Annotated in this window: 17 protein-coding genes; 2 read left to right on the forward strand and 15 right to left on the reverse strand. The window is 53.8% G+C overall.

The genetic code is table 11. The features are described 5' to 3' along the window. The first annotated feature begins 108 nt into the window (after positions 1–108). Positions 109–312 carry a twin-arginine translocase subunit TatE gene (tatE, locus tag ABVN44_RS05640; RefSeq protein WP_000503938.1) on the forward strand — a complete coding sequence of 68 codons (204 nt, stop codon included), beginning with the start codon at positions 109–111 and terminating at the stop codon, positions 310–312. Between the two features lie 85 nt (positions 313–397). On the opposite strand, the gene lipA is transcribed toward tatE, so the two are convergent. From lipA to ABVN44_RS05695, 11 genes are all read right to left on the reverse strand, one after another. Then, positions 398–1363 (reverse strand): lipoyl synthase, encoded by a 966-nt coding sequence (gene lipA / locus ABVN44_RS05645; RefSeq protein ID WP_000042640.1) that lies wholly within the window; start codon positions 1361–1363, stop codon positions 398–400. A 205-nt stretch (positions 1364–1568) separates the two neighbouring features. Next, positions 1569–2522 carry a YbeF family transcriptional regulator gene (locus tag ABVN44_RS05650; protein ID WP_001282817.1) on the reverse strand — a complete coding sequence of 318 codons (954 nt, stop codon included), beginning with the start codon at positions 2520–2522 and terminating at the stop codon, positions 1569–1571. A 301-nt stretch (positions 2523–2823) separates the two neighbouring features. Beyond that, on the reverse strand, positions 2824–3465 hold the full coding sequence (lipB, locus tag ABVN44_RS05655; RefSeq protein ID WP_000284009.1) for a lipoyl(octanoyl) transferase LipB: 642 nt from the start codon (positions 3463–3465) through the stop codon (positions 2824–2826). A gap of 99 nt (positions 3466–3564) precedes the next feature. Beyond that, positions 3565–3828 (reverse strand): DUF493 family protein YbeD, encoded by a 264-nt coding sequence (gene ybeD, locus ABVN44_RS05660; protein WP_000850547.1) that lies wholly within the window; start codon positions 3826–3828, stop codon positions 3565–3567. Between the two features lie 107 nt (positions 3829–3935). Next, positions 3936–5147 (reverse strand): D-alanyl-D-alanine carboxypeptidase DacA, encoded by a 1212-nt coding sequence (dacA, locus tag ABVN44_RS05665; RefSeq protein ID WP_000858711.1) that lies wholly within the window; start codon positions 5145–5147, stop codon positions 3936–3938. 139 nt (positions 5148–5286) lie between these two features. After that, complete coding sequence (gene rlpA, locus ABVN44_RS05670; RefSeq protein WP_023231449.1) at positions 5287–6420, reverse strand: endolytic peptidoglycan transglycosylase RlpA; 1134 nt, start codon at positions 6418–6420, stop codon at positions 5287–5289. A 10-nt stretch (positions 6421–6430) separates the two neighbouring features. Next, entirely contained in the window at positions 6431–7543 is a 1113-nt protein-coding gene (gene mrdB, locus ABVN44_RS05675; protein WP_000131713.1) for a peptidoglycan glycosyltransferase MrdB, read from the reverse strand. Positions 7544–7545: 2 nt separating this feature from the next. Beyond that, positions 7546–9447 (reverse strand): peptidoglycan DD-transpeptidase MrdA, encoded by a 1902-nt coding sequence (mrdA, locus tag ABVN44_RS05680; RefSeq protein ID WP_000828700.1) that lies wholly within the window; start codon positions 9445–9447, stop codon positions 7546–7548. A 30-nt stretch (positions 9448–9477) separates the two neighbouring features. Beyond that, the gene (rlmH, locus tag ABVN44_RS05685) at positions 9478–9945 is read right to left on the reverse strand and encodes a 23S rRNA (pseudouridine(1915)-N(3))-methyltransferase RlmH (RefSeq protein WP_000776107.1); all 468 of its coding nucleotides are present in this window, start codon (positions 9943–9945) and stop codon (positions 9478–9480) included. Between the two features lie 3 nt (positions 9946–9948). Further along, complete coding sequence (rsfS, locus tag ABVN44_RS05690; protein WP_001161670.1) at positions 9949–10266, reverse strand: ribosome silencing factor; 318 nt, start codon at positions 10264–10266, stop codon at positions 9949–9951. A gap of 328 nt (positions 10267–10594) precedes the next feature. Next, complete coding sequence (locus ABVN44_RS05695) at positions 10595–11203, reverse strand: adenosylcobalamin/alpha-ribazole phosphatase (RefSeq protein WP_001241922.1); 609 nt, start codon at positions 11201–11203, stop codon at positions 10595–10597. Between the two features lie 96 nt (positions 11204–11299). Here ABVN44_RS05695 and cobD point away from each other — a divergent pair, with 96 nt between their 5' ends. Beyond that, entirely contained in the window at positions 11300–12394 is a 1095-nt protein-coding gene (gene cobD / locus ABVN44_RS05700) for a threonine-phosphate decarboxylase CobD (RefSeq protein ID WP_023231448.1), read from the forward strand. On the opposite strand, the gene nadD is transcribed toward cobD, so the two are convergent. The 4 genes from nadD to leuS are packed head-to-tail and all read right to left on the reverse strand — an operon-like array spanning position 12369 to position 17230. Next, the gene (gene nadD, locus ABVN44_RS05705; RefSeq protein ID WP_001518902.1) at positions 12369–13010 is read right to left on the reverse strand and encodes a nicotinate-nucleotide adenylyltransferase; all 642 of its coding nucleotides are present in this window, start codon (positions 13008–13010) and stop codon (positions 12369–12371) included. The genes cobD and nadD overlap by 26 nt on opposite strands. A 1-nt stretch (position 13011) precedes the next feature. After that, positions 13012–14043 (reverse strand): DNA polymerase III subunit delta, encoded by a 1032-nt coding sequence (gene holA / locus ABVN44_RS05710; protein WP_001728672.1) that lies wholly within the window; start codon positions 14041–14043, stop codon positions 13012–13014. After that, a complete protein-coding gene (lptE, locus tag ABVN44_RS05715) occupies positions 14043–14633 on the reverse strand; it encodes an LPS assembly lipoprotein LptE (protein WP_001269950.1) in 591 nt (196 codons plus the stop codon). Before lptE ends, holA begins: the two co-directional genes overlap by 1 nt. 14 nt (positions 14634–14647) lie before the next feature. Next, positions 14648–17230 (reverse strand): leucine--tRNA ligase, encoded by a 2583-nt coding sequence (gene leuS, locus ABVN44_RS05720; protein WP_001157912.1) that lies wholly within the window; start codon positions 17228–17230, stop codon positions 14648–14650. Between the last annotated feature and the right edge of the window lie 118 nt (positions 17231–17348).

A 17348-nucleotide genomic window follows, 5' to 3' on the forward strand; every position in this document is an offset into this window, starting at 1 on the left:
GATTCACCTTGTTACAGATTGCTATTGTGTGCGCGCGTCGAAAGACCGTTAATATTCTCAGGTTAATCCGGCGCGTTACGCAGCCTGTTTTTAGTGAAGAAGGTATCTATGGGTGAGATTAGTATTACCAAACTGCTGGTGGTTGCCGCACTGGTTGTTCTGCTGTTTGGTACCAAGAAGTTACGTACGCTGGGCGGAGACCTGGGCACGGCGATTAAAGGATTCAAGAAAGCAATGAACGATGAAGACGCGGGCGTTAAGAAAGACGTCGACGGTAGCGTTCAGGCTGAAAAACTCTCGCATAAAGAGTAATAGCGCAACGCGCTTGCTCCGCAGAGTAAAAAAACCGGCGAGTTGCCGGTTTTTTTTGCCTGAAATGTAAGCGTCTATTACACGATCATTTCACTTCCATGCCTTTGGCCTGGAGATCAGCATGGTACGAAGAACGTACAAAGGGGCCACAGGCGGCATGGGTAAAGCCCATCGCCAGGGCTTCCGCTTTCATCTCGTCAAACTCTTCCGGGCTGACATAACGCTGTACCGGCAGGTGATGGCGGCTTGGCTGTAGATACTGACCAAGCGTCAGCATGGTAACGCCGTGACGGCGTAAGTCGCGCATAACCTCAATGATTTCCGCATTGGTTTCGCCTAAGCCCACCATCAGACCCGATTTTGTCGGAATTTCCGGGTGTGCTTCTTTGAAGCGTTCCAGTAATTTCAGCGACCAGTTGTAATCGGCGCCCGGACGAACCTGGCGGTAAATACGCGGCACGTTTTCCAGGTTGTGGTTAAACACATCCGGCGGCGTCGCGTTAAGGATATCCAGCGCGCGATCCATACGTCCACGGAAGTCTGGCACCAGCGTCTCTATTTTTATCTCCGGGCTTTTGGCACGGATGGCGGTGATGCAGTCAGCAAAATGCTGGGCGCCGCCGTCACGCAGATCGTCACGGTCGACAGAGGTGATGACCACATAACGTAGCGCCATGTCGGCGATCGTTTGCGCCAGTTTCTGCGGCTCTTCCGCATCCGGCGCAACGGGGCGGCCATGGGCGACATCGCAGAACGGACAGCGGCGAGTGCAAATGGCGCCAAGGATCATAAACGTAGCGGTACCGTGGTTGAAACATTCAGCCAGGTTTGGGCAAGACGCTTCCTCGCAGACAGAATGCAGGCCATTTTTGCGCATTGCGGCTTTGATGCCCTGGATACGGGTAGAATCCGCCGGAAGTTTTATTTTCATCCATTCCGGTTTACGTAGTAGAGCGTCGCGCTCTGTGACCACATTTTTAACCGGGATAAGAGCCATCTTATCGGCATCGCGGTATTTTACACCGCGTTCCATCACAATGGGTTTACTCATAGCGTGCGTGTTCCAGTTGCGAATAACGAAGGAAAGCGTTTCAATTCAAGGGAAAGTTGTATTTATCAACTATTTTTGAATTTGTGACACGCAGTATATCATTGATAAGGGCCATAAAGCAGCCTGACAGCCCGGCAAAATGTAAAATAGTTGTTGTTTTGTGCTGTTTGCCCATATCTTCCGTGACCTGAATGCAACATTTTTGTCAGAACGCCTCACGGATGATATCAATGACGTTCTCCAGCACCGGATCGCGCAGACTCAGTTTATTGTAATGCAGCGAGAACTCGACCTGTTCACTATTCACCGGCGCGTAGGGAAGGCGTTCAAGCGGCCAGCAACGGCTAAATAAGTCGTAGAAGCGGGTGGGCATCAGTCCCAGCAGATCGCTGCTGGCGATCAGCGAGGCAATGGTAAAAATATTGTAGCTGCTAAAACTGATTTGCTGATCGGGAAATGTCTCCTGCAGTCGCTGGCGCAGGAGGGAAAGATGTTGTCCCTCCAGCATCAGAAAGGTGTGATCCGCGCTGTTCAGTCTCTCTTCAGTAATGGCGTTCGCCAGACACGGGTGATGCTGGCGGCAGACAATCTCAAGCGTATCGCTAAACAGGACGTGATGCTGGATGCTCCGGTTGTTATAGCTATGGGTATTGATAATGAGATCGGTCTGAAACTGACTAAGCTGGCTTTCGGCATCGTCTACCGGAATGTTGCGCAGCAAAAGCTGAGGATAACGCGGCCTGATGGCCTGGTAAATAATCGGCATCACTAGCGCGCCGACCGAAGGCGTCGTGCCAATCGTAATGGTGCGTTGCTTATCATAGCTGCCCGTAAGATCCAGGGCGCCAAGAATAGATTCCAGCCCCTGGCTGATGTATTCGTGCAGATGCGTAGCATACGTCGTGGGCGTTACGCCCTGGCCTTTGCGAATAAACAGCGGATCGGGAAATATAGTCCGTAATTTTTGAATGGACTGGCTGATGGCTGACGGCGTCAGGTTAAGAATTTTCGCTGCATTGACGATCCCTTTATGGACATATACGGCCTCGAAAATCGTCAACAGATTGAGGTCAATATTTCTCAGTGTTCTGAAAATTTGCGGTTTGTCTTGTAGGTGTTGATCGGCCGGTTGTCTTTCTGCCTGATTATTATCACTCACGCTCTGGCTCCGAATTCATTCGTATTATGAATAATAGATGAAATAGTATATTTTGCATTTATGAGTTGGTTTTAAAATTACTCTTATGAATGTATTTTTAGTCATTTCAATAAGATAAGTAACAGCAAGGCCGGGATTTTGTTCACGGAAAATTCCTCATCATGAGGACTGAAGAGGCCATGCCGCTTGGCGGCTACAGCAGGGATATAACGAAAATATAGAAAGCGGGGGGAGAAGTAAAGCATTCAAATCATATATGATTAATGACCCATAAATTTCTTGGGCCATTATATTTTACGCATTAAGCAGCAATATATTCATACGGTGGATTATTTAGCAGAGCTAAAATATTCGCCAGCAAGCGGGGCGCAATATTATCCGTGGTAGCGTCTTCCTTCCACTGCGTTATTTTGGCCATTTCCATGCCGGCATAACCACACGGGTTGATACGCAGGAAAGGAGAAAGATCCATGTTAACGTTTAGCGCTAAACCGTGGAATGAGCAGCCGCGACGGATACGTAAACCCAGCGAGCAGATTTTCTTTTCACCCACATAGACGCCCGGCGCATCGGCGCGCGGATGCGCCTCAATACCAATTTCAGCCAGCGTATTCACCACGGTCTGTTCAAGTAGGGTGACTAAATCACGCACGCCCAGTTTACGTCGTTTCAGGTTAAGTAAAACGTACATTACCTGTTGGCCCGGACCATGATAGGTCACCTGTCCTCCACGATCGCTCTGCACAACGGGAATATCGCCAGGCATCAATATATGTTCCGCTTTACCGGCCTGGCCCTGGGTAAACACCGGGTAATGCTCAACCAACCAGATTTCATCATGGCTGTTTTCATCGCGCATATCGGTAAAGTTATGCATGGCCTGAGAGATAGCTTCATAGGGCTGAAGGCCGAGCTGGCGGACAAGGATTTTATCCTGATACAAAACGGCATCTCCGTAGAGAATGAAAAAAGAGAGGAAAGTATATCACAGCGGGGGAGGCGGGGAGTTACCCGGATAAGACCGGGTAACCGTCTGGATGTATTACAATACCATTCGCACGATATCAATATTGCCCAGTTCTTCGTACAGCGTTTCAACCTGTTCAATATGGGTGGCATTAATGGTGATAGAGACCGAGTGGTAGTTGCCTTTGCTGCTCGGTTTTACCGTCGGAGAGTAATCACCAGGCGCATGGCGCTGTACCACTTCAACCACCTGATCAACCAGCTCAGGTAACGCCTGCCCCATTACTTTGTAAGTAAATGGCGTAGGGAATTCAAGCAGTTCGTTAAGTTTGGTTTTCATGTCAGCTCCGGCATTACGTAAAAAAATAACAACTCCCGCCACAGGGCGGGAGTTTTACTGATGCATAGTATATGGGGACGAAAATCACACTTTCAAGCGTTCAATTTTTATCCAAACCAGTGATGGAACATTAATTTAATGTAATCAATGATTTTACCGAAGAAGTTCCCTTCCGGGATCTCTTGCAGTACGACCAGCGGACGCTGCTCGATGGTTTTACCGTCCAGCTGGAAGTTGATGGTGCCGACCACCTGGTTTTTCTGCAGCGGCGCGTGCAGTTCTGCGGTATTCAGTACATAGCTCGCTTTCAAATCTTTCATGCGACCGCGAGGGATCGTCAGGTAAACGTCTTTATCGACGCCCAGCGAGGCGCGATCGGTATTACCAAACCAGGCGGGTTCAGAGGCGAACTCTTTACCAGCCTTCAGCGGATTAACGGTTTCAAAGAAACGGAAGCCCCACGTCAGCAGTTTTTTGCTTTCTGTTTCACGGCCTTTATAGGTTCGTCCGCCCATTACGGCGGAAATCAACCGCATCTGGCCTTCGGTTGCGGAAGCGACCAGATTATAGCCCGCTTTGCTGGTATGGCCGGTTTTGATGCCGTCCACATTCAGGCTGTTATCCCACAGCAGACCGTTACGGTTTAACTGGCGAATGCCGTTAAAGGTGAACTCTTTTTCTTTATAAACGGCATATTCGTTAGGCACATCGCGAATTAACGCCTGACCAATCAGCGCCATATCGCGAGCTGAACTGTATTGTCCGTCGGCGTCCAGGCCGTGTACGGTCTGGAAGTGGGTATTTTTCAGCCCTAACGCGTTCACATAGCTGTTCATCAGCCCGACGAAAGCATCCTGGCTACCGGCGGCGAAATCAGCCATCGCCACACAGGCGTCATTACCGGATTGCAGATTGATGCCGCGTATCAACTGAGAGACCGGTACCTGCATTCCCGGTTTGAGGAACATCAGCGAGGAACCTTTAAATACCGGATTGCCGGTGGCCCAGGCGTCATTACCGACGGTAACCAGGTCGGTTTCTTTAAATTTACCCGCTTTCATTGCCTGTCCGATGACGTAACTGGTCATCATCTTCGTCAGACTAGCCGGGTCGCGACGTTCGTCGGCGTTTTGTTCCGCCAGAACTTTGCCGGAGTTGTAGTCGATCAGGATGTAGGATTCCGCATCGATCTGCGGAACGCCCGGGATCATAGTTTTGATATTCAGGTCATCGGCATGTGCGGTTGAGATAAACGCGGCACAAAGCGCCGTGGTGAGCGCCATGCGCTGCATAAAACGAGCGGAAAAAGTGGTCTTCATGGTCTGAACTACGACGTCCGTGATGAAATTAAAAAAAGAGCCCTACTATAGCAAAAGCATAACTGGCAGGCATCTGACTTTCCGCGTGACTTTGTTAATGTCATTTACAGAAATTGACAGTACAGATACCTGCGATCGGTTACTGCGCGCTGGCGATAAAGGACTGTAATTGTGCTTCTGTTTGCAAACGTTGCTGTAACGCGCTGGCTTCGGCTTTACTGGCAAAAGGCCCCAGTTGAATACGCCAGACCGCGCCGTTTTGTATTACGCGCCCTGGTACGCTGAACTGCTGGCTTAAACGCTGTTGGTACTGCTGCGCACGCGTTTGATCGCTGACGGCGCCGACCTGGACGACGAAACGACCGCTCGCCGCGGCGGCAGGCGCGCTCACCGGGGCAGATACCGGGGCCGCGGCAGCAGGCGCGCTCACCGGCGTCGCAGTCGCTGGAGCCGTCACCGGCGCGGAAACCGGCGCTGGCTGTGGCGCCGGCGTCGGTTCATTACCCTCCAGCACGCCAGGCGCCAGCGTAGTCGGCGCGCCGAGGAAGCCGCTGCTGCTCACCGGCGCGCCGGTGGTATCGTCACTTTTCAACGTGGCATTGCTGACCGGAAGCACGTCGCCTTGCGGTTGCGCAGGCGCTGAAGAGGCGCTTCCCATTCCGCCGCTTAAATCAGGGCGCGGGGGCAGAGCGTAGGTCTGTTTCGCCACCGTCGTACAGGCCATCCCCGGGCCGGAGAGCGAACCATCCGGCGCCACGATAATGGGGTCAATCCGTACTTTAGTATTATTCGAGGTATTCAGACGATCCGCCGCCGCGCGGGACAGGGAGATGACCCGATCGGTGCCATAGGGGCCGCGATCGTTAATACGCACGACGATCATGCGACCGTTGGCCAGGTTGGTGATTCGCGCATAGCTGGGGATAGGCAGTGTCGGATGGGCGGCGGTAAGCTGCATCGGATCGAACATCTCCCCGGAGGCGGTTAAATTACTGCCGGGTTCCGCATCATAAATAGCGGCCAGGCCAGCCTGGCTAAAGCGGGACGGGTCCTGAACGATTTTATAACTTTTACCGTCACGCTGATAATCCTGGTTTGCGGTCGGATTCAGAGGTTCATAACGCGGTTCCGCTCCGCTGATTTCCACAGTCGGACCATTACATACCGCAGGTTGCGGCGCGACGGTGGTTTGCTGCTGACCGCCGTCATTAGTACATGCCGCGAGTAGTACTATCCCTGCCGCGACGCAGATTACAGGCAACTGCTTACGCATTGCGCACCCCTTATACGCTTTTCGACAACATTTTTCTGTGGGTGTGGATCGACATCACAATCCCGAACCCGGCCATCAGCACAATCAGTGCGGAGCCCCCGTAGCTGACCAGGGGTAAAGGTACTCCAACCACAGGCAGAATACCGCTCACCATACCAATATTTACGAAGACATAAACGAATAATATTAACATTAATCCGCCAGCCATCACGCGACCAAATGTAGTTTGCGCTCTGGCGGCAATCCACAGACCGCGCATTATTAGCAAAATATAGAGCGCGAGCAGAATCAGGATGCCCACCAGACCGAGCTCTTCCGCCAGTACCGCGAAAATAAAGTCGGTATGGCGTTCGGGTAAAAACTCCAGCTGCGACTGGGTGCCGTGGAGCCAGCCTTTACCGCGCAGGCCGCCTGAGCCAATGGCGATTTTAGACTGAATAATATGATAGCCCGCGCCCAGCGGATCGGTCTCCGGATCCAGGAGCATCATGACGCGCTGGCGTTGGTAATCGTGCATCAGGAAAAACCACAAAATAGGAATAAATGCAGCGATCAATACAATGGCGACCCCAATTAAGCGCCAGCTCAGACCAGACAAAAATAGGACAAAGAGACCGGAAAGGGCGACCAGAATAGACGTCCCCAGGTCCGGCTGGGCGGCGACAAGCAGGGTAGGCATAAAGATTAATACCAGAGCGATGGCGGTATTTTTCAGCGAGGGCGGGCAGACGTCACGGTTAATAAAGCGGGCGACCATCAGCGGCACGGCGATTTTGGCTATTTCCGAAGGCTGAAAGCGAACGATTCCCAGATCGAGCCAGCGCTGCGCGCCCTTGGATATTGCGCCGAAGGCATCAACGGCGACCAGCAAAATGATACAAATGATATAGAGATAGGGCGCCCAGCCTTCATACACGCGCGGCGGGATCTGCGCCATCACCACCATGACCACCAGCCCCATCGCAATCTGACCGATTTTACGCTCCATCATGCCGATGTCCTGGCCGCTGGCGCTCCAGATGACCAACGCGCTATAAACCAATAACGCCAGCAGAATGAGTAGCATCGTGGGATCGATATGAATTTTATCCCAGAAGGTTTTTTTGTTCGGATTATCCGTCATGATTATTGGTCCTCCGCCGCTGCAACCACCGGGTTTTCCGCAGGCAAATGGGTGTTGTTGTCGCCCAGCATGATGTGATCAAGGATTTGGCGCATGATTGTGCCTACTGCTGGGCCTGCGCCGCCGTTTTCAAGGATGATCGCGACGGCGACCTGGGGATTGTTATACGGCGCAAAGGCGGTCATTAATTTATGGTCGCGCAGGCGCTCGGCGATTTTATGCGCATTGTACGTTTCGTTGGCCTTCAGGCCAAAGACCTGCGCGGTGCCCGACTTCGCCGCGATTTTATAGGGCGCGCTGGCAAAATATTTATGCGCCGTGCCGTTAGGGCGGTTGGCGACGCCATACATGCCATCTTTCGCAATTTCCCAGTAGCCGGAGTGAATATCGCCCACCGGCGGCTCATGCGGCTGTACCCACGGCACCTGTTTACCGTTTTCCGCGGTGCTCATTAACAGGTGCGGGACTTTAACTACACCGTCGTTAATAAGGATCATCAGCGCCTTACTCATCTGAATCGGCGTTGCCGTCCAGTAGCCCTGGCCGATGCCCACCGGAATCGTATCGCCCTGATACCACGGTTTTTTAAAGCGTTTCTGTTTCCACTCGCGGGTCGGCATATTACCAGATCGCTCTTCTGCGAGATCAATTCCGGTATAGTGACCATAGCCGAACTTACCCATCCATTCTGACAGGCGATCGATCCCCATGTCATAAGCCACCTGATAGAAGAAGGTATCTGCCGACTCTTCAAGGGATTTGGTGATATTCAGATGCCCGTGGCCCCATTTTTTCCAGTCACGGTAGCGTTTCTCAGACCCCGGCAACTGCCACCAGCCAGGGTCGAAAAGACTGGTGTTACGGGTGATGACGCCAGCGCTTAACGCCGATACGGCGACGTAAGGCTTAACGGTAGAAGCGGGTGGGTAGACACCCTGAGTCGCGCGGTTCACTAATGGCGTGTTCGGGTCGTTAAGCAGCCCGGAGTAATCTTTGCTGGAGATGCCATCCACGAAAAGGTTAGGGTCGTAACTTGGCATGGAGACCAGCGATAGCACGCCGCCGGTACGCGGATCGGTGACAATCACCGCCGCGCGACTGCCTGCCAGCAGCGTTTCAATATACTGCTGGAGCTTGAGATCCAGCGTCAGGTAGATATCGTGTCCGGCCTGCGGCGGCACCTCTTTAAGCTGGCGAATAACGCGGCCGCGGTTGTTGACTTCAACCTCTTCATAACCGGTTTGCCCATGCAGAATATCTTCATAGTAGCGCTCAATGCCCAGCTTGCCGATGTCATGAGTGGCGGCGTAGTTCGCCAGTTTGTTTTCTCTGTCGAGACGCTCGACGTCTTTATCATTGATTTTCGATACGTAGCCGATAACGTGGGTCAGCGCCGATCCGTATGGATAATAGCGGCGTTTATAGCCTTTGACTTCGACGCCCGGAAAACGGTACTGGTTGACAGCAAAGCGCGCGACCTGAACTTCCGTCAGGTTTGTTTTCACCGGAATAGAAGTAAAGCGATGGGATCGGGCGCGCTCTTTTTTAAAGGCGGCGATATCGTCGTCGTTTAAATCGACCACACTGCGTAGCGCATCCAGCGTTTGCTGAACGTTATCCACCTTTTCCGGCATCATTTCAATCTGATAGATAGTGCGGTTCAGCGCAAGGGGAATGCCGTTGCGGTCGTAGATTATCCCGCGGCTTGGCGCAATTGGCACCAGCTTGATACGGTTTTCGTTCGAGCGGGTCTGGTAATCGGTAAAACGGAGAATTTGCAGATTATACAAATTGGCGATCAGTACGCCGGTCAGCAGCAAAATACCCAAAAAGGCGACCAGCGCCCGACGCACAAACAGTGCGGACTCAGCCGTATAGTCACGAAAAGAATTTTGTCGTTTCATCCGCTGCTTAATCTTCTCAAGACTTCACGATCACTCACGGTGATAAGGGTGGTTGGTTGTGATGCTCCACGCCCGGTACAAACTCTCCGCGACCAGAACCCGAACCAGCGGGTGAGGGAGCGTTAACGCCGAGAGCGACCAGCTCTGTTCCGCTGCCGCTTTGCAGGCGGGAGATAATCCTTCCGGGCCGCCAATCAGCAAACTGACGTCGCGCCCGTCCTGTTTCCAGCGCTCCAGCTCATTGGCTAACTGCGGCGTATCCCACGGCTTGCCTGGAATATCCAGGGTAACAATGCGATTCTTACCGGCGGCGGCCAGCATCTGCTCGCCCTCTTTGTCGAGAATGCGTTTGATATCCGCGTTCTTGCCGCGTTTACCCGCAGGGATTTCGATCAGCTCAAAGGGCATATCTTTCGGAAAACGACGCAGATATTCTGTAAATCCCGTTTGAACCCAGTCGGGCATCTTCGTGCCGACAGCGACAAGTTGCAGCTTCACGCATTAACTCCAGAGTTTTTCCAGTTCATACAGGCGGCGACTTTCTTCCTGCATGACATGCACAATCACATCGCCCAGATCGACGACAATCCAGTCAGCCGCATTTTCGCCTTCGACGCCCAATGGCAGCATACCGGCCGCGCGCGACGACTGCACCACGTGGTCGGCAATAGACATAACGTGACGGCTGGAGGTGCCGGTACAAATAATCATACAGTCGGTGATACTGGATTTACCCTGAACATCTAAGGCGATGATGTCCTGACCTTTCAGGTCATCAATTTTGTCGATAACAAAATCCTGGAGTGCTTTACCCTGCAAGTTTTCCCCCTGGGTGAATAATTGCGTTATAACGATAGAAAAAAGGCCAACAGGCTGGACCGGTAAGGCGTTGCGAGTTAACGCTAACCTTCCGGCGGGACGCCGTGTAGTATACCTGAATCAGCGGCGATACCGGGACTTATGTCGCCGGATCGGCGTTTAAAACCAGATTATCATCCCATCCCACGTCACAGAAAGCATCGCCATTTTTGTAAAACAATTTCTGCAAAGCTCTGCAAGGTGAAAAAAGCCTGGCTGCGGAGAATAACAGCCTGTCGGGGGCTGTCAATGGGCGAAACCGCTGCGGCGAGAAAAAACGGAAAATTCATCACTCAGGCCGCCAGACGGCACGACTATTTAATACTTTCAGGGTGGCGAACCCTTCGCATATGTCGATTGCGCTCCAGCATCCCTGTTCTACCCGGAAATGCCATAGCGAGGCGGCGGGCATTGCGAGCAGACGGGCAATCAACAGGCTGAGTACGCCCTGATGGCTGACGATCAGCAGGTTCTGGCAATCGCTAAACGCGTCGAGTCGCGAGATAAAGCGCTCTACGCGCCGGGTAAAAGCCTGAAAACCCTCGCCGTTGGTCGGAACCGCATTCTGCCAGTCCGTACACCAGGCGGCATAGCTTTCGGCATCTTCATGGGTGAGGTCGCGGTGATGGCGCATTTCCCAGTCGCCAAAGTACATCTCATTAAGCTCAGGTAAGATGTGTTGCGGCACATCCCGGCCCTCCAGTACGAGCCGGGCGGTATGGCGCGCGCGCTCCAGCTCGCTGCATAACACCCGGTCAAATGGCGCGTGGCGCAATAAAGTATGTAGCGTTTTCGCCTGGCCAATCCCTTTTTCCGTTAACGGCGTGGGAGCATGTCCGCTATACAACCCGGCGACATTGGCCTCGGTTTCGCCATGACGCACCAGCCACAATCGCATGGTAATCCTCATGAGGTTAAATGCGCAAAACATGATAATGCCCCTGATTGCGCAACGTTTTTTTCACTAAAATAGCGTTTTTTGGCCGGAGGCATAATGGCGTTATTCAACAGCGCGCATGGCGGTAATATTCGGGAAGCCGCGACGGTGTTGGGCATCTCGCCTGACCAGTTACTGGATTTTAGCGCAAACATTAATCCGCTGGGTATGCCTGTCAGCGTGAAACGCGCGCTTATCGACAATCTGGACTGCATTGAGCGCTACCCGGACGCCGATTATTTTCATTTGCACCAGGCGCTGGCGCGTCATCATCAGGTGCCGGCATCGTGGATACTGGCGGGAAATGGCGAGACGGAGTCAATCTTTACCGTGGCGAGCGGTCTTAAACCGCGTCGTGCAATGATTGTCACGCCAGGTTTCGCGGAGTATGGCCGGGCGCTGGCGCAAAGTGGCTGTGAAATTCGTCGCTGGTCTCTACGCGAAGCGGATGGCTGGCAGCTTACCGATGCCATTCTTGAGGCGTTGACGCCCGATCTGGACTGCCTGTTTCTGTGTACGCCCAATAATCCTACCGGCCTGCTGCCGGAGCGGCAGTTATTACAGGCCATTGCCGATCGCTGCAAATCGCTGAACATTAACCTGATCCTGGATGAAGCGTTTATCGATTTTATTCCGCATGAGACGGGCTTTATTCCTGCTCTTAAAGATAATCCGCATATCTGGGTGCTGCGTTCGCTGACCAAATTTTATGCCATTCCCGGCCTGCGGTTGGGATATCTCGTCAATAGCGATGACGCGGCGGTAGCGCGGATGCGTCGCCAACAAATGCCGTGGTCGGTTAACGCGCTGGCGGCGCTGGCCGGTGAGGTAGCGTTACAGGATAGCGCCTGGCAACAGGCGACCTGGCATTGGTTACGGGAGGAGGGCGCCCGGTTTTATCAGGCGCTTTGTCAGCTCCCCCTGCTGACGATTTATCCCGGGCGGGCAAACTATCTGTTGTTACGCTGTGAGCGAGAGGATATTGACCTGCAGCGACGGTTGCTGATGCAGCGGATTTTAATCCGTAGCTGCGCTAACGACCCGGGGCTGGACAGCCGCTATTATCGTGTGGCGATACGCAGCGCTGCGCAAAACGAGCGTCTGCTGTCGGCGCTGCGCAATGTGCTTACCGGTATAACCCCTGCTGATTGATGTAGTTCAGCACGTTTTCCGGCAACAGATCGTCGCAGGATTCGCCTTTTTCCAGCCGTTCGCGGATGAGGGTTGCGGAGATATTAAGCCAGGGCGTTTCCGCCAGGTAAATTTTACCGGCTGGCAACTGGTGCAGATCGTCCGGCGTATGGGTCAGATGCTGTTCCAGCCACTGCTGGTGTTGCGCCTGCGTCATTTCAAGGGGGTAGCCGGGACGACGACAAACGATCAGGTGAGTGTTATCAAGGATGGTGTCGTAATCATGCCATGTGGGGAAGTTAAGCAGCGAGTCCTGGCCGATAATAAACGCCAGCGGCGCTTCGGGACCCTGTTCTTCGCGCCATGCTTTCAGCGTTTGCGCAGTGTAAGAGGGCGCGTTTCGCTGTAGCTCGCGTTCATCCAGCGTAAAAAGCGGCTTATCGGCGATAGCCAGCTCCAGCATATATTTACGCTGCGCGCTGGAGGCTTCCGGCTGGGGGCGATGCGGCGGCACATTGTTAGGCATAATAATCACCCGCGATAAGCCGATCAGATTCGCCAGCGTTTCAACAGGTTTAAGATGTCCATAATGCACCGGATCAAAGGTGCCGCCGAATAAAGCCTGTAACGATTTCATATCACCCATCAATAAATACGTCTGCCAGCGCCTTATGGCAGAGCAGGAGTGACAGCCCTTCAAGATCTGCCCATACCGACTGACCATAATCCTGTTTGAGCGTAATTTCTGTACGCGTCAGTAACTGCACGGCCTGGCGAAGCTGCGCAGGATGGAGACGCTGCAACGCGTCGCCGATCATGGGGCGACGGTTTTGCCAGACCCGGTGTTTATCAAACAGCGCGCGTAACGGCGTATGCGCGGACTGACGTTTGAGATTTACCAGTAGCAGCAGCTCTCGCTGGAGGGTGCGCAGCAGAATAACCGGTTCGCTGCCTTCAAGGCGTAGCTGTTGCAGGATATGCAGCGCGCGTTTGCTTTTCCCCATCAGTAACGCATCCACCCAGTGGAAAGGGGTAAAGTGGGCGGCGTCATTGACGGCCTGCTCCACGCGAGGAAGCGTTAACTTACCGTCAGGCCAAAGCAGCGACAGCCGTTCCAGCGCCTGTGTCAGCGCCAACAGATTGCCCTCATAGCAATAGCACAGCAGTTGGTTCGCGGCGTCATCCAGTTGCAAATTCTGTGCTTTCGCTCTGGCGGCCACCCAGCGGGGAAGCTGCGCCTGCTCCGGCGTCTGACAACTGACCTGAACGCTACGGTCTGCCAGCGCGGTATACCAGGCGGCGTTTTCCTGCGCTTTGGTGAGCTTGTTTCCGCGTACTATTAATAACAGGTCGTCATGCAGCAGCTCGCTCAGCGTGGCGAGTTGCTCATTCATTGCCGCGTTAGGCCCGTTTTCCGGCAGTTGCAGCACCAGCGTTTGACGGCTGGCGAACAGGCTCATCGCCTGGCAAAGTGAGAAAAGCGATCCCCAGTCGGTACTGGGATCGAGAGTAAAAGCGTGGTGCTCTTCGAAGCCTTGCGACGCAGCCGCCAGACGAATAGCGTCCTGACTTTCCTGCAGCAGCAGCGGATCGTTGCCCAATAGCAGATATGCCGCACGCAGCCCTTCGTTGAGCTGCGCGCGGAGTTGTTCAGGATACAACCTGATCATTAGTTACTCAGCGTAGTGGAGACGCGTGCTGGCGTAGAGGCGGGCGCCGCCGTCTCATTGTCGGCGGTAGCCTCCTCTTTCGTCGCCTGAATATCCGCCGCGCGGACGCTGGTCAGCTTGCGAATCAGCTGTTCAGCGGCTTTGTCGTACATCTCCTGAACGATCATGGCCTGCTCGTTATCCTTCGCCAACGCCATCTGCGGGTTATCGAAGAACGAACGGTACACTTTCGTGCTGATAGGATAGATGTCATGGCCCGGAATCAATACCGAGGCATTGACGGTCATCACCATCTGATATTCCGCCGTCTGGCCGTCCTGGAACACTGACGCCGTATCCTGCGAAATAGTCACCGTTCCAAGCCGCAGAGACGGAACGTCTTTGCGCGTTGTGTCTTTATCAAGCAGGTTTACGTTATTCAGCCGTAACTGATTACGTACCGCACGACTTAGCGGACCGTTCGGATCGCCGGAATCGAGGATCATCGTTTTCATTGAAGCCGGAACCTGCGTAGTGCTACGCAGATGCCAGCCGCATCCGGCGGTGACCAGCACCGCCAGAGATAACAACAGTGTTACCAGATATCGCACGCTTCCTCCCGCGCTTAGCCAACAACCAGATTGAGGAGTTTACCCGGAACGTAAATCACTTTACGCACGGTAACGCCATCAAGATATTTTGCCACCAGATGTTCCTGGCCTGCACGTTCACGCACCTGTTCTTCGGTGGCATCCACCGCAACGGTGATCTTACCGCGAACTTTACCGTTAACCTGCACGACAACCAGCGTGGTGTTTTCCACCATTGCCTGCTCGTCGGCAACCGGCCACGGCGCGTTGTCGATATCGCCTTCGCCGCCCAGTTCCTGCCACAAGGTAAAGCAGACGTGCGGGGTGAACGGGTTAAGCATACGCACGACGGCCTGCAGCGCTTCCTGAAGCAGTGCGCGGTCTTGTTCGCCTTCCTGCGGGGCTTTCGCCAGTTTGTTCATCAACTCCATGATCGCCGCAATGGCGGTGTTGAACGTCTGACGGCGGCCGATATCATCGGTCACTTTGGCAATGGTTTTATGCACATCGCGACGCAGCGCTTTTTGATCTTCGCTCAGCGCATCGACGTTCAGCGCCGCGACAGGACCTTTAGCGGTGTGTTCGTAAACCAGCTTCCAGACGCGTTTAATAAAGCGGTTTGCGCCTTCTACGCCGGACTCCTGCCATTCCAGAGTCATATCCGCCGGAGAAGCGAACATCATAAACAGGCGTACCGTGTCCGCGCCATAACGTTCAACCATTACCTGCGGGTCGATACCGTTATTTTTCGACTTGGACATTTTACTCATGCCAGTGTAGACCAGCTCATGACCCGCTGCGTCTTTTGCTTTGACGATGCGGCCTTTTTCATCGCGCTCGACGATAGCGTCAACTGGCGAAACCCAGTTACGTTCGCCGTTCTCGCCGACATAATAGAACGCATCCGCCAGTACCATGCCCTGGCACAGCAACTGCTTAGCCGGCTCGTCAGAGGTGACCATGCCCGCATCGCGCATCAGCTTATGGAAGAAGCGGAAGTAGAGCAGGTGCATGATGGCATGTTCAATACCGCCGATGTAGATGTCGACTGGCAGCCAGTAGTTTGCCGCTTTCGAATCCAGCATTCCTTCCTGATACTGCGGGCAGGTGTAACGCGCGTAGTACCATGACGATTCCATAAAGGTGTCGAAGGTGTCGGTTTCACGCAGCGCCGGCATACCGTTAACGGTGGTTTTCGCCCACTCAGGATCGGCCTTGATCGGGCTGGTGATGCCGTCCATGACGACATCTTCCGGCAGAATAACCGGCAGTTGATCTTCCGGCGTCGGCAGCACGGTGCCGTCTTCCAGGGTGACCATCGGGATCGGCGCGCCCCAGTAACGCTGACGGGAAACGCCCCAGTCACGCAGACGATAGTTCACTTTACGTTCGCCGACGCCTTTTTCCGCCAGTTTATCGGCAATGGCGTTAAACGCCGCTTCAAAGGCCAGACCGTCGAACTCGCCGGAGTTAAACAGCACGCCTTTTTCGGTCAGCGCCTGTTCGGAAAGATCCGGCTCGGAACCGTCAGCGGCCAGAATTACCGGCTTGATGGTCAAACCATATTTGGAGGCAAATTCGTAGTCGCGCTGATCGTGACCCGGAACGGCCATCACCGCGCCAGTGCCGTACTCCATCAGCACAAAGTTTGCCGCCCAGACCGGGATCTCTTCGCCAGTTAACGGATGAATCGCTTTAAAGCCGGTGTCGACGCCTTTTTTCTCCATGGTCGCCATTTCGGCTTCGGCCACTTTGGTGTTACGGCATTCGTCGATGAACGCCGCCAGCTCGGCGTTGTTCGCCGCCGCTTTTTGCGCCAGCGGATGACCGGCGGCCACTGCCAGGTAGGTGGCGCCCATAAAGGTATCCGGACGGGTGGTATAGACGGTCAGGGTGTTATCGTAACCCTTCACATCGAAGGTGATTTCCACGCCTTCAGAGCGGCCAATCCAGTTGCGCTGCATCGTTTTTACGGTATCAGGCCAGTGGTCCAGCTTATCCAGATCGCGCAACAGCTCGTCTGCGTAAGCGGTGATTTTGATAAACCACTGTGGGATCTCTTTACGCTCAACTTTGGTGTCGCAGCGCCAGCAGCAGCCGTCGATCACCTGTTCGTTGGCGAGAACGGTCTGATCGTTCGGGCACCAGTTAACGGCAGAAGTCTTCTTGTACACCAGGCCTTTTTTATACAGCTCGGTGAAGAACTTCTGTTCCCAACGGTAGTATTCCGGGGTGCAGGTCGCGATTTCACGGCTCCAGTCATAGCCAAAACCCAGCGTTTTGAGCTGGTTTTTCATGTACGCGATGTTGTCGTACGTCCACGGTGCCGGCGCGGTGTTGTTCTTCACCGCCGCGCCTTCCGCCGGCAGGCCGAAGGCGTCCCAGCCGATTGGCTGCAGCACGTTTTTGCCCAGCATACGCTGGTAGCGGGCAACCACGTCGCCGATGGTGTAGTTACGTACGTGGCCCATGTGTAGTCGGCCAGAAGGATAGGGAAGCATCGACAGGCAGTAATACTTCTCTTTGCTCTCGTCTTCGGTCACTTCAAATGTGCGCTTCTCATCCCAGTGAAGCTGTACTTTGGATTCTATCTCTTCCGGGCGGTATTGCTCTTGCATGGCAGCCAGTAGTCCTGTTTTCGATACAGCTACAAATGTAGCTTTAGAGGTGGTGTTTAGATCCGCATAGCATAGCCCAAACACGCACGTCAAAACAGGGGGTAGAACATTTGTCGCG

This window comes from Salmonella sp. SJTUF15570 (assembly GCF_043357055.1).
Lineage (GTDB): Bacteria > Pseudomonadota > Gammaproteobacteria > Enterobacterales > Enterobacteriaceae > Salmonella > Salmonella enterica.